Annotated in this window: 12 protein-coding genes; all 12 read right to left on the reverse strand. The window is 47.8% G+C overall.

The genetic code is table 11. From position 1 onward, the window contains the following. Positions 1-11: 11 nt before the first annotated feature. A complete protein-coding gene (locus VOA_RS17035; protein ID WP_000828598.1) occupies positions 12-476 on the reverse strand; it encodes a type II secretion system protein in 465 nt (154 codons plus the stop codon). Positions 477-510: 34 nt separating this feature from the next. Continuing rightward, positions 511-1,062 (reverse strand): prepilin-type N-terminal cleavage/methylation domain-containing protein, encoded by a 552-nt coding sequence (locus tag VOA_RS17030; RefSeq protein ID WP_000738711.1) that lies wholly within the window; start codon positions 1,060-1,062, stop codon positions 511-513. Between the two features lie 82 nt (positions 1,063-1,144). After that, positions 1,145-1,597 (reverse strand): hypothetical protein, encoded by a 453-nt coding sequence (locus VOA_RS17025; RefSeq protein WP_000024694.1) that lies wholly within the window; start codon positions 1,595-1,597, stop codon positions 1,145-1,147. Continuing rightward, complete coding sequence (locus VOA_RS17020; protein WP_000190188.1) at positions 1,597-2,823, reverse strand: type II secretion system F family protein; 1,227 nt, start codon at positions 2,821-2,823, stop codon at positions 1,597-1,599. Before VOA_RS17020 ends, VOA_RS17025 begins: the two co-directional genes overlap by 1 nt. Before the next feature lie 8 nt (positions 2,824-2,831). Further along, a complete protein-coding gene (locus tag VOA_RS17015; RefSeq protein ID WP_001122149.1) occupies positions 2,832-4,559 on the reverse strand; it encodes a GspE/PulE family protein in 1,728 nt (575 codons plus the stop codon). Continuing rightward, positions 4,549-5,655: a tetratricopeptide repeat protein gene (locus tag VOA_RS17010; protein ID WP_000117855.1), complete on the reverse strand. Its 1,107-nt coding sequence runs from the start codon at positions 5,653-5,655 to the stop codon at positions 4,549-4,551. The genes VOA_RS17015 and VOA_RS17010 overlap by 11 nt, the downstream gene beginning before the upstream one ends. Next, positions 5,652-6,497 (reverse strand): ExeA family protein, encoded by an 846-nt coding sequence (locus tag VOA_RS17005; protein ID WP_000281350.1) that lies wholly within the window; start codon positions 6,495-6,497, stop codon positions 5,652-5,654. The genes VOA_RS17010 and VOA_RS17005 overlap by 4 nt, the downstream gene beginning before the upstream one ends. Before the next feature lie 3 nt (positions 6,498-6,500). Continuing rightward, positions 6,501-8,171 (reverse strand): pilus (MSHA type) biogenesis protein MshL, encoded by a 1,671-nt coding sequence (gene mshL, locus VOA_RS17000; RefSeq protein WP_001227130.1) that lies wholly within the window; start codon positions 8,169-8,171, stop codon positions 6,501-6,503. A 14-nt stretch (positions 8,172-8,185) separates the two neighbouring features. Further along, on the reverse strand, positions 8,186-8,476 hold the full coding sequence (locus VOA_RS16995; protein WP_032468132.1) for an MSHA biogenesis protein MshK: 291 nt from the start codon (positions 8,474-8,476) through the stop codon (positions 8,186-8,188). 22 nt (positions 8,477-8,498) lie between these two features. Next, positions 8,499-9,149: a type II secretion system protein GspM gene (gspM, locus tag VOA_RS16990; RefSeq protein ID WP_000098834.1), complete on the reverse strand. Its 651-nt coding sequence runs from the start codon at positions 9,147-9,149 to the stop codon at positions 8,499-8,501. Next, positions 9,146-10,588: a PilN domain-containing protein gene (locus tag VOA_RS16985; protein WP_001039979.1), complete on the reverse strand. Its 1,443-nt coding sequence runs from the start codon at positions 10,586-10,588 to the stop codon at positions 9,146-9,148. The genes gspM and VOA_RS16985 overlap by 4 nt, the downstream gene beginning before the upstream one ends. Positions 10,589-10,601: 13 nt before the next feature. Beyond that, positions 10,602-12,614, reverse strand: a complete 2,013-nt coding sequence (csrD, locus tag VOA_RS16980) for an RNase E specificity factor CsrD (RefSeq protein WP_032468125.1) — start codon at positions 12,612-12,614, stop codon at positions 10,602-10,604. Between the last annotated feature and the right edge of the window lie 76 nt (positions 12,615-12,690).

A 12,690-nucleotide genomic window follows, 5' to 3' on the forward strand; every position in this document is an offset into this window, starting at 1 on the left:
CCTTTTTTAAATTAACAACCAGTAACAACAATAGTAGTTGTAGGTGCTGCACCCGAGTTAGCAGCCTGTTGATAATTGACATAGCAACCTGTTGTTGCAGTCCACCCAGTGGTAGTTTGTCCTTGGAATGTATATTGAATGCTATTATTACCAATCGCTGGCGAAACTTGCGACCAGTCTGTACTTAAGCCAACAACAGCCTCGCCAATACCATCTGCGGTTGCAGCTGGGTATCCAAACACAACGTCAATATTATCTACGTTACCTGTGTCAGCTGTTTCTATACCACTAATTGCAGCTCTTCCATAAACAATCCCCGCCGCACCATCAATTGCGCCTTTTAGGCCTTGCAGTGATGCCTCTCGCGCATCATTTTGCAGGTTTAAGAAACGTGGAGCTGCTGTCACGGCCAAAATACCGAGGATGACAATCACCACGACCAGTTCAATCAGGGTGAAACCGCCTTGTCTTTTCATTATTACTATCTCTCTCTAATGTGAATACGCAGAATTACTGCAAGGTTACGGTCACGCGACCAGTGTTAACTTCATAAACAAATTCATGTTGGCTGCCTTTTTCGTTCTGCACATAAGTACAGGTAGCAGCGCCCGCATCCGCTTTCGCCGAATACTTATAATTTGAGCTGTTGGCAGCCTCGGTTTCCGTGCCGACTTGTGGCGGGTTTTGCAGCAGATTTTTCATCAAATCAATACAAGACTCATCAGAAATCGTGGCGTAGTCTGTGTCATTCTTTTTAAGACCGATGGGATAACCATCGCGGAAGCCGCTGGTCGCCGAGGTCGTTAACCAAAAATCGACCCCATCATAATTCACATAGGGGTATTTGTTGGTCGTCAGAGTCGGTCTTGCTTGTGCTTCCCACTGTGCGCGGGCGGAAAGTACACCAGTAGCGAAACCACCCGCAACTCCTTCGATACTGGCTTTTTTTGCTTCATCGGTGACATCAAGAAAACGTGGCAAAGCCGCGACAGCCAGTAACCCGACCACCACAATAACGATCACCAATTCCACCAACGAGAAGCCTTGCTGCATTTTCTTCATACTTTTAACTCACTTACCTAACGTACGCCGTGCATTATACGCATAATTCCACACAATTCGGGGGAATAATGTCAGAATTTTCTCACAACAAAAAGTCGACATTGACCGCAAAGTGGCGACCTTTCAACTCAACACTGACCAAGGCTTCCTTTCCATATTGATATCGGCACTGGTAGCCATTTATTGAATTTGCACCATCAATAATCGGCAACAAATCCAACACTGTCACATCAGGGTAGAGTAACGTTAGCAATTTTTCACAATCAACATCTTGATCTTGCTTGGGAAATAACCAACCCGATGCTGACAGAGCTATCGTTTTGCCCTCAATTTGGATCTCAGATGGTTGCCCCTGTAAAAACCATTGCTGCTTATAAAGATTAGCACGATCGGTCATGCGCGTGCTGACCACTTCAAACGCGGTCGCAAACGTATTGCGTGACATTGTCTGCCACATGGAAAACAGCACACCGAGTAAGATAAACACTAACAGTGTCCATAAAATTAAGCGTGACCGTCCTAACCAATTCGCCATTATCGTCCTTTGATCGCATCCATCATGCCCCACATAGGCAGGAAAATTCCGAGCGCCAATACCAAAACCATAGCCGCAACAAACACCAACAGGATGGGTTCAATTCTCGCGGTCAGAGTTTTTAAATCGTAATCCACTTCGCGATCATAAAAATCCGAGACCTCAAGCAACAGCTCATCAATGCGTCCCGTCTCTTCCCCGACCGTGATCATTTGGATCACGAGCGGGGTAAAAATATTGACATTGATTGCCGTGACTGAGATCGAGACTCCGGATTCAATTTGGCTCTTCATCTCCAAAATTTTCTGTTCGAGATACTTGTTATCAATCGCCTCTGCGGAAAGTGCTAACGATTGGTTGAGCGGAACCCCAGCAGATAACATCAGCGAAAAAGTGCGTGAAAAACGCGACAGCTGGGCTCGATTCACTATCCCGCCCACAATCGGCATGCGCAGACGTAAATGATCCCATTTGATCCGCCCTTTACTGGTATTGAGCCATGCTCGAAAGGCAAACAGCCCCCCGACAATCAACCCAAGCAGTAATCCCCAGTAGTTCACAAAGAAATCGGAGGTCGCGATCAAAATGCGCGTAGGCAGTGGTAAATCAGCACCAAAACGGCTGAACATGCTGGTAAATTGCGGGATCACCTTTACGTTGAGGATAAACATCGCAATCACCACAAAGCTGATCACGAAGATCGGGTAGCGCATCGCGGTTTTGATCCGCTTACGTGTTTCAACTTCTTGTTCGTAGTAATTGGCAAGCTGCAGCAGCGCTTGATCCAAGCGGCCTGTGTTTTCGCCCACTTGGATCATGGATACAAATAACGGACTGAATACACCAGGATGCAACTGCATGGAAGCCGATAGGCTTCGCCCGTTAGTCAGCTCATTACATACCGCTTCAAGTGCTTCTTTCAGCTGCTTATTGTGGCAATTTTGCGTGAGTCCGCGCATCGAACGTAACAGTGGAACACCAGCTTTGGTGAGGCTAAACATCTGCCGACAAAAAATCACCAACACTTCCAGTGGTACTGCGGGTGTGAACAAAGCTTTCCAATCGACATCAAACAGACTTTTCGATGTGTCACCCAGGGTAATTGAGGTCGGTATGATGCCTTTATTAAACAGCATTTCTGCCGCGACCTCCTCTGTAGCCGCTTCCACAAACCCGGAAGCTTTACTGCCATCGGCATTGCGCCCCTGATAATTAAATGTTGCCATGTTTAACCCTACAGATAGATCGGCTCAACAACACCGGTGGCATCGCCTTCTCCAAGCGACATGACTTCATTAAGACTCACCACGCCTTGCAATGCCAATTCCATCGCCGAAGCCAGCAATGGCTTGTAGTTTGGATTACTGCGTGCAGCTTTCGAAAATGCCACTGCATCATTGGCTCGTAAACAATCCATCATAGGTTGATCGAGTTCGAGCATTTCAAAAACCCCAATCCGACCACGATAACCGGTCAAGTTGCAGTTTTGACAGCCTCGACCACGAACAAACGGAGCCTTAACTTGGTTAGGAAAGCGGGTAGCTAGCCATTGACATCGCGCTTCATCAACCTCGTCAGCCCCACTGCAATCTGGGCAAACTTTACGCACCAAGCGCTGTGCTACCACGGCACGTACCGCGCTCGCCACTAAGTAACCGGGTGCCCCCATATCAATCAAACGCAGTGCACTGTCCACGGCATCATTGGTGTGTAAGGTGCTTAACACTAAGTGGCCCGTTAACCCAGCACGCAGGCCGATTTCTACCGTCTCTTGATCGCGCATTTCCCCTACCAGAATGATGTCAGGATCTTGGCGTAAGAAGGTGCGCAGCAAAGTAGAAAAATCGAGGTTAATTTTCGAGTTAACTTGCACTTGGTTAACTCGGGAAATGCGATATTCGACAGGATCTTCCGCCGTAATGATTTTTTTACCTGAGGTATTGAGCTCACTCAAGGCGCCATACAAGGTGGTGGTTTTCCCCGAGCCAGTAGGTCCAGTAACCAAAATCATCCCATGCGGGCGCTTCAACTGATGGCGCAAACGCTGCAACAAATGAGGCGGAATGCCAGACTCTTCGAGTTTTCGCACTCCTGCCGATTGGTTTAATAGACGCATGACTACCGATTCACCATGCTGGATCGGCATGGTCGACATCCGGATATCCACGGATTGCCCCTTAACGCGGATATTAAATCGGCCATCTTGCGGTAAGCGTTTCTCGGAAATATCCAGATTCGCCATCAGTTTTAAACGCAGCACCAAGGCAGAAGCGATGTTGACTTCATGCAGTAAGGTTTCATGCAGCACCCCATCAATCCGCTGCCGTAAGCGCAGCACATTGGCATCTGGCTCGATATGTATATCCGAGGCGCCAACTTGAATCGCATCTTCAAACAGTGAATTGATCAGTTTAACTACCGTCACTTCATCACTGTCAGAATCGGTGATCTCAACATCAAAGGTATCGTTGGTTTGGTGCTCGGCATGTAACTGTTCGGCAAACGAAACAATTTCTTTGGTGCGGCGGTAATAGCGGTCAAACCCATCCACCAACTGCTTTTCAGGGGCGATGACAAACTCAAAACCGTACTCAGGCAACTGGTTCAGTAACGCTTCTTGAGCAAACAGATCCGCCGGATCGCTCATCGCAATACGCAAAGTGTCACCACTGCGCCCAATCACCAATGCCCGCAAGCGCCGAGCATGCACTTCTGGCAACAACGGAACCGCATCAATATCTACATTGGCACGGCTGAGATCAATCACAGGAAGGCCAAGTTGCTGCGCCAAAAAGTTCAGCAATTGGCTTTCAGTTAAGAAGCCAAGGGTAATTAAGCTGTCGCCTAAACGGCGACCGTTTTTTTTCTGTGCATCCAGCGCTTGTTCAAGCTGCGCCTCACTGACAATGCCTTCTTCAACTAACAGGTCTCCAAGGCGTTTTCGCAGTTTATTAATTGGCACCTTGTGTCTCCTGTAAGCGGGTCAGTAATTTCAATCGTTGTTGAATAAAGGCTTGAGATTGGTTTGATAGCCCCACTTTACTCAGCGCTTGCTGATAAGCATGTTGTGCTGCAGACCATTGCAAAGCGCGCTCCTGTTGGATAGCTAACCCAAGCCACCAACGGCCATTATTGGGATCTTGTTCAGTCAATTGCTGATAGCTTTGCAAAGCCATCTCATCTTGTTTGGTTTTCTGAGCTAAAGCCGCACGTAATGATAAATAGTCCACCGAAGGTTGAGGAGGCAGGTGAGCCAGTGGCACCAAGGCTGCGGCATCTTGCTTCTCTTTCACTAATAGTCGAGCTAAAGCTAAACGCAGCACTTCCCCATCAGGATTGCGCTCAATTCCTGCTTGCATCAAGTCAAAAGCTTTACGTCCATCCCCTTTACCGTAATAGAGTGCTGCCAGTTTTTGCCGAGTGCTTTCATCCTCTGGGGTATAACGCAGGGCTTCTCCATACGCTTTCACAGCAGCTTGAAAATCATTACTCTCCATTGCTTTTTGTGCTCGTTGCAGTGCTTTTTGTGCCAACTGCTCAGCGGTTAATTCCACTTGCTCAACAATCATGACCGGCTGCGTGGTGGGCTGTTCCGCAAACTCAGACTCTTGCACACTCGGAGTATGATTCGCCGCTAGCGCAAGGCTTGGGGCAACGTTAGTGGGTTGAGATACCGATTTTTCTAGCTGAGTGATTGGCTGCACTTTGGGTTGTGCTACCGCGAGTGTTCCATTTTTTTTCGGCTCACTTTTTTTAGATTCACTCTGACTAAACTCACTCTTCGCCGGAGCTGTATATAAAGCAATGGTTTGCTGAGTTGTTTTTTGGGTCGGTGAGGGCAACGATGCTTCGGGATCTATTGTACTGGTTGTTGGAATATCGACCGATTGCAAGGAAACTGACCATCCGCCAACCGCTAAACTGACACCAAACCCCAGTATTGCCCACAACCAAGCAGGGCGGGATTTGGCGGATTTGACATCAATGCGCTCAATGCTCGAAAGACGAGAATGACTGGGTTTGGCACTTTTGGCCAAGGCTTGATTCACCACACTCATGGCTTACTCCATCCCCACAGCACTGGGGTTTTAAATCTAGGTTTGCAGCTGTCATAGGTATCATGGATAGCGGCAAACAAGTGAGACTGGCTGACCAATGGACTCTGTTCATAGCAAGCCAGTAACAGCGCTTTATGACAAATTTGATTGATCAATCGCGGGATCCCTTGTGAGGCACGCCATACCGCTTTTTTCAACGCCGGATTAAATAATGAGTAGGGCGCTTTGGCTTTGTTTAAGCGGCTCTCGATATATACATCGGTTTCCTCGGGATTCAGTGGGCGTAAATGAGCATTAAAAGTGATGCGCTGCCGCAATTGACGCAAGTGGTGCTGCGCTAAACGAGTATCCAACTCCGGCTGACCAATCAACACGATTTGCAGCAGTTTGGTCTGTTCTGTTTCCAAGTTACCAAACAAGCGGAGTGTTTCTAGCGCTTCATCAGACAGAGCTTGTGCTTCATCCACGAGGGCGACAATGCGCTTACCTTGCTGATGCAGCTCAATCAACCGGGTTTGAATCTGCTCCACAATACGCACCGCCGAATGCACTTCCAGTTGCAATTCGGCCGCCACCGCTTGGCGTAACTCCTCCCCACTGAGCATGGGATTAGGTAGATACACCAAGGCCACATCATCACCTAAGTGAGTCAACAGCATCCGACACACCATGGTTTTTCCCGTTCCCACTTCTCCGGTTAGCTTACTGACCCCTTCCCCCATTTCGATGGCCGCACTTAACGTCTGAATCGCTTCAAAGTGCGGAGCTAACCCCAGAAACAACTCGGTATCCGGAGTGAGATGAAAAGGCAGTTGATCCAGACCAAAGTGCGATAAATACATACACTACTGATTATCAGGGAACCATTCCTGCAATAAATTGCGAGAACGTTCCAACTCTTTTTGCCAAGTATTGACACCGACTACGGTCGGTTTGAGCAAAATCACCAGCTCGGTTTTTTGGGTGAGCTTAGTCGTGTTACGGAATAGATGGCCTAATGCTGGCACATCCCCCAAAAACGGCACTTTGGAGACTTGGTCAACGGTATTGGATTTCATCAAACCACCAATGACCACCACATCCCCATCTTTAGCACGGATCACCGAATCCGATTCACGGATTGAGCTTCTCGCTAATGGCAGTTCAATCTCTTCACTTCTATACACAATTTTCTTAGTCTGCTGCTCAACCTCTATCACCGCTGGGTGTACGTGCAGCAGCACGTTGCCTTGGTCATCAATTTGCGGCGTCACATCCAATGAAATTCCGGAGAAGAAAGGCGTCAGGGTTATATCGGGAGAAGCTTGCGCGTTATCCCCAGTGCCAACAACGCTAGATAAATCCGTTACATAGAACTCATCGGTGCCTACTTTGATCACCGCTTTCTGGTTATTGGAGGCGGTCACTCGTGGGCTAGAGAGCACATTTAAGTCCCCCTGCGTTGCCATAAAGCTGATCACCGCATCGAAACTGCCACTGGAAATCACCAGATTGGATTGCCCCCCCAATAGTGTTCCGATGGCATCCAAGCCGGGCAATACGGCACTGATCGGATTGCCACTCGCATCTTTGCTAATGGTTCCAGTGCCAATTTGGTAATTGGTGCCATTTGACGTGAAAGCTTTGTTCCAGTTGATCCCTTGTTGATAACCATCACTAAGGGTGACTTCAAGAATTTTCGCCTCAAGGATCACCTGTCGATGCATACGCTGTTGTGAGATCCCCAAAAACTCGGTGACTTGACGAATCTCATCTGGATAGGCACGTAGCGTTAACACACCCGCTTGTGGGTTGGCGATCACCGCTTGTCCGCCAGTGCTTCCCAATAATTGACCAACGGCTTTCTCTAACTGAGGCCAGAAGTCGCTCTCGTTGGTGGTTTCGATCTCCGTGCCTCCACGCGTATTCGACGTAGAATTGGAATCTGAATTACCTGAGTTATTATTCGAGGAAGAACTATTACTCGAAGAGTCTCCGCCACTGGAATTGTTGGTATCAGTGTTGGTGATCGTCCCCGTCGTGATTGAGGTCAACGAACGCCCAGTACGCTTAAACTGCAGATAATCCACCGGGATCGTGACAGTACGCAAACCAGCCGGATAAACCTGAATCACTTTGCCTTCTTTGACCAGATCAAAACCGTACAAGTCACGCACCACCGTTAACACTTCATCTAAGGTCACATCGGTAAGATTGAGGGTAATACGCCCAGTCACCGCAGGATGAATAGCCGCGCTGTATTCAGTGCCTTGCACTAAGCTTGCGAAAAATGCTTTGGCTTCCACCTCTTTAGCTTGTACTCGAAAGCGCTGTAAGGTTTTCGGCTCACTGGTGGGCGTTCCATCCATATCAGGCATCAGATCCGCTTCAACTGATGGAGGAAGCTGATCAATCTGACGACTGCCAATCTCATTAATCGATTGATTAAGCGCTTGCTTGACTTCTACGGGCTCACGATGCCCCATAGAGCATCCCACTAAAGAAGTCACCACTGAAGCGAGTACGATTTTGCGCATAGGACTTTATTACCTTATTTTTTTATATCGAGCGTGAAGAGCGCCAATTGCCACTCTTTTCCTGCACGGGTGATTTTCACCTGATCGGGCTGGATCGCCGCTACGCGATAACCATTGATCACATCGCCTTGTGCCACCACTTTTTGATCCACAATCGCATAACAACTACGCCCTTGTGCACAGACGATACTTTGCAAAGTCGGTACAGGGTAAGTCGGCTTCGTTTTTTCCGTTTTCGGTGCACTTTTTTCCCAGCCTAACGGTGCGGTAGGATCTTCAGTGGCATAACTGTTGGCCGCAACCATGAGCAGCAAAAATATTGCATATCTAGCCACCGATGAACTCCTCTCGACTGCCCAACGTATAGACTTCGAGCCTCACCCGAGCCTCGGGATAGCTTTCTACCTGATACTGGAAGCTTCGCCAGTAATATTTCACAGGTAAGGCTTCCAAAGCCTGCAAGTAATCCCGAATCGCAAAATACGATCCAGTAAACTCCATACGTACAGGATGTACATAGTATTCCGACTCCACTCCCGGCTCACTTGAACGAACAACCGGTTCTGCGGGCAACGACTCTAAAGCCACCAAATTTAATGTCTGACCTTGTCTGAGCACGCTTTCCAGTAAGTTAGGCATATCGGAAGGTGCTACCATCGACGTCATCTGCTCAGCCAATTGCAGCGAAAGATCTTGGCTTTGCCGTGTTAATTGGCCCAGCTCCACATCCAGCTCCTGATCGGGATCCTTAGCGAGCCTGGCTTGTAATGCCATGATCTCACCTTGTAGCTGTTGGTTATTTGAGATGAGATTTTGAATTTGCAGTTGACGAGCATGACTCTGTTTAAGCGTTGGCTCAATTAACCCTATCACCAGTAACATCACTACCAGCACCGTGCCACACAATGCAATCAACACTTTCTCTCGTTGTGAAAGAAGAGAAAATTTACTCTCCAGTGTCTGCCAGCGAGAACTCATTTCATTTCTCCTCGCTGAGTATTCAATTCAAAGGTGATCATGTCCTGCTCATTACGGCCGATCTTCAATTGCTCAAAGCTTCTGCCCATCAAATGTAATTCTTTTTTGAACTGATTAATCCAGTTAGGGATCGCTGCGGGATCGCGAGCAACGCCTTGCACATTGAGCTGCACCGCATTCAAGGTAATACGGCTTAATGAAATATCACTGCGTGCCAATTGAGACAAGGCATTCAGCACCCCTGAATACCCCGCTTGCTGCGCAACATCAAACTGACCAATCGCCGTTTGCGCTTGCTGTTTTGCCGCAATCTCTTTCTTCAATCGCTCAATCGCTGCCAACTTTCCTGCCGAAGGTATATGCTCAGCGACCTGTCGACGTCGATTTTCCGCCTGTTCTACCAAATCTTGATTTTGAGTTTGTTGCTCTTGTAACTGATGATTGGCACGCCAGTTTTGGTATCCGGCTCCGGCATAGCCAAGCAGCAGCACGGCGCTCAATGCCAACCAAACTAGCAGCAGATTCGTTAACGTAAACTTGTCTTGTTTCGGCTTGAGATGATCTTGATAGAAGTTAATCGTTTCATGCGGAACATCACGGGCATAACGCGCCAGTTGCTCACCACATAAGACATTCGCTTCGCCGTCAAGCCCTGAGGCTCTGACACTTAAGCGCTCATTGAGCCCTTCAATGAGCGCTTGTCTATCCTCGCCATCACAGCAAACTTTCAGTTGCTGTAAAGAGCCACCTTTCAACTGCGCGGAGAGATAATCAATCGAGCGTTGCAACTCCAACGCCAAGCCATCTAACTGCAATGCACTCACTGCATTGTCAGTCACCGGGGCAGAAATTCCACGCAAAGTTCGTTGAAAACTGCACTGGCGCTCCACAAAAGCGTCCAGCTTAAAGCTGCCCCCCATGCTTCGGTGCAGCAATAGGAAATGGCTCAGTTCTCCAGCGGCCAATCCCCACACCGCTTGTTCTGGAATAATTCGACCTAACGATAACCCTGCGCTTAACACCATATTTTGTAACTCAAGTATGGCGCGCTTACTGATCACATAGGCTTGAACCTTGCCACTGCCTGGTAGTGGATGGGTATCCGCCACTACATCAGTGACTTTTTCACTGAGCATATCTTTAAGCAAGAAGGGCAATGCCGCCGACCACTCTTCACGCGGCACGCTAGGTTGTTCGATTTGGTATGTCTGATAAAGCTGAGAATGAAGAACAAGATGAAGCTGTACATCTTGAATTGCATGCTTTTGTAGAGTCTGAACCAGAACGGACTGCCAATTCTGTTGGTTCACAGGTTGAGGAGGGATAGGTTTAAGATCGTCTGCGGTAAAAAACAGGCTTTCTGGCTGCACAACCACATACAGCGGCCGTGTAGCTGCTTTAGGGGCGATCAGTTTTTCTATCCAACTCGGTTTATTCATTCTCTAACCACTACTATTTAGTTCGCCATCGATTACGTTTGCCGACCGAGGTCGAAAACAGGCGCTGAGGTCGATTAAGCTGCTTGGAAGGCACTGGGGGTAACATTTGTTGTTCATCATCAAATAAACGCCCTTGTACGCCACTTACCCCCAACAGTTGTAGGGTTTGCCACTCTTGGGCCGTTTCCACCCCAACTGCAATAACCTCTGTTTGTATCCCACCACATACACCAACCAAACTGCGTACAAACAGCTGGTTTTCATGGCGTTGGTCAATTTTCTTAATCAAACTCCGATGAAGTTTAAGATAGTTGATTTTTAAGTCTTTGATGTAGTGAGTGCTGACGATGGTTCGCCCCGCTTGCCCGACTACGATCTTACATCCTAACCCTGCCAACATACGGATGATTGGACGCATATAGTCCAAATGCTTGATCAAATGAGCTTCAGCAAACTCAAAAGATAATGCAGAGCGAAGATAAAAAGGCATCTGCATCAATTCGTTACGAATCCAGCGAGCATACCGTTTATCACTAAAGGGAACAACGTGTAAGTTTACCGACAGCGGTTCAATCCGTTCCGATTGTTTGAGAAAACTTACCACTGAACTGAATACCACGCGATCTAACATGGCTTCATAACCTACGGTTTCTAAAGCAGAACTAAAGCGCGAAGCTTTAAGAAGGCCTTGCTGGGGATCTTGGATTCGAGCAAACAACTCATAGTGAATAAACTCACGCTCACCACTTTCTGCCATCAAATAACAAGCCTGGCGATACAATAGAATGCCTTCTGGGTGTAACGCTTGCTCAAACAGAGTACGCCAACGGACACTGCCGCGATCTTCCTGCAATTGTTTAGGCTTTTGGAAGCGACTCCAAGCATTGATACCCTGCAATTGAGCACTTTTCAGTGCTGTTTCCATTTCATCAATAATGCGTCCCCGCCGCTCACCTTCCTGATACATGGTGACGCCAATATGGAACCAGTTTTCTTGTAATAATGGCTCCGGTGGAGTAATCCGCTCAATCAACTTGATGGTTTGCGTCGCGACTTGAGCAACATCTTTACTGCCTTGATGAGGGATAAATAGCGCAAAAACATCATCGTAGTAACGAGAAAGAATGGCATCGGGGTAACGTTGCACAATATTGGAGAGACATTCTCCCACTTCGACAATAAATTCATCCACGCTACGTTTCGGGCTTTCTTCGCGAGCGGAGTCAAGATCATCCACACGCAGCATCATTACCCCACCATGAGCACCACTTTCCAATAAAGCGGACTCCAGTTTGCTGTCGTACAAAACTCGATTGGCAGTCCCCGTCAGTTGATCTAAGAAAGTTTGGCTGCGAATAAAGGTGTCAAAGCGACTTCGCTCTTGCCGTGCATCTTGTAGCTCTTCAATTAAGCGATCCAAGGCTTCACTCGCGGTATAAGGCCATTCACGCGGATCGCCTTTCGCATGCTGCTCAACTCGCCCAGCGAGAATCATCCTGCCTCGCTCTTCAAGCAACTCCGAGCCTAACAGTTGTTCTTTTAACCACTTAAGACCTCGAATCAGAAAAAAAACAATCAACAACACGGCTAGCGTAGTAGACCACATCGCTTGCAATGAATAGTTGTAACTGAGGTAAGGCGGAACAGCTTTAAAATGCATGACATAACCGGGATTACGCTTTAACGGCAATGCGACTTGATAGAGACGTGCGGTTTCAATGGTATTGGCGGTATCTTTAAAACGATAAACCGTACCCGCTTCAGAGGTGAGCTGCATTTCAATAATGCCGCCGGCTTGCAGCATTTTGGGCATCCAACGCTGCATGGAGTAGGCGGCATCAGGATCTTCCATTTCTTTATCAACCACTTCAACCACACCTTGTAGGTAATGGTTAAGGTATTCTTGACCAAGGCGTTGAAAAGATAAGGTTCCACCGAGGAACAGAATAAACATGGCGCTAATCACCGTCATAGTCACAAACGCAACTAGCCGAGTGCTCAGTTTTAACGTCGGTGTGTACCTCATCTGTGCCACGTTCCTTATGTGCGCCGCGATCTATTTCTCAAAGGCGAGAAGTTTACATTAAACAATTGAGATAACT

This window comes from Vibrio sp. RC586, from assembly GCF_000176715.1.
Lineage (GTDB): Bacteria > Pseudomonadota > Gammaproteobacteria > Enterobacterales > Vibrionaceae > Vibrio.

Bases quoted from the DNA above. Each gene is read 5' to 3' on its own strand.
- mshL (WP_001227130.1), bottom strand. From the start codon at position 8,171: ATGCGCAAAATCGTACTCGCTTCAGTGGTGACTTCTTTAGTGGGATGC.
- VOA_RS17035 (WP_000828598.1), bottom strand. From the start codon at position 476: ATGAAAAGACAAGGCGGTTTCACCCTGATTGAACTGGTCGTGGTGATT.
- gspM (WP_000098834.1), bottom strand. From the start codon at position 9,149: ATGAGTTCTCGCTGGCAGACACTGGAGAGTAAATTTTCTCTTCTTTCA.
- VOA_RS17025 (WP_000024694.1), bottom strand. From the start codon at position 1,597: ATGGCGAATTGGTTAGGACGGTCACGCTTAATTTTATGGACACTGTTA.
- VOA_RS17020 (WP_000190188.1), bottom strand. From the start codon at position 2,823: ATGGCAACATTTAATTATCAGGGGCGCAATGCCGATGGCAGTAAAGCT.
- VOA_RS16995 (WP_032468132.1), bottom strand. From the start codon at position 8,476: ATGGTTGCGGCCAACAGTTATGCCACTGAAGATCCTACCGCACCGTTA.
- csrD (WP_032468125.1), bottom strand. From the start codon at position 12,614: ATGAGGTACACACCGACGTTAAAACTGAGCACTCGGCTAGTTGCGTTT.
- VOA_RS17030 (WP_000738711.1), bottom strand. From the start codon at position 1,062: ATGAAGAAAATGCAGCAAGGCTTCTCGTTGGTGGAATTGGTGATCGTT.
- VOA_RS17005 (WP_000281350.1), bottom strand. From the start codon at position 6,497: ATGTATTTATCGCACTTTGGTCTGGATCAACTGCCTTTTCATCTCACT.
- VOA_RS16985 (WP_001039979.1), bottom strand. From the start codon at position 10,588: ATGAATAAACCGAGTTGGATAGAAAAACTGATCGCCCCTAAAGCAGCT.
- VOA_RS17010 (WP_000117855.1), bottom strand. From the start codon at position 5,655: ATGAGTGTGGTGAATCAAGCCTTGGCCAAAAGTGCCAAACCCAGTCAT.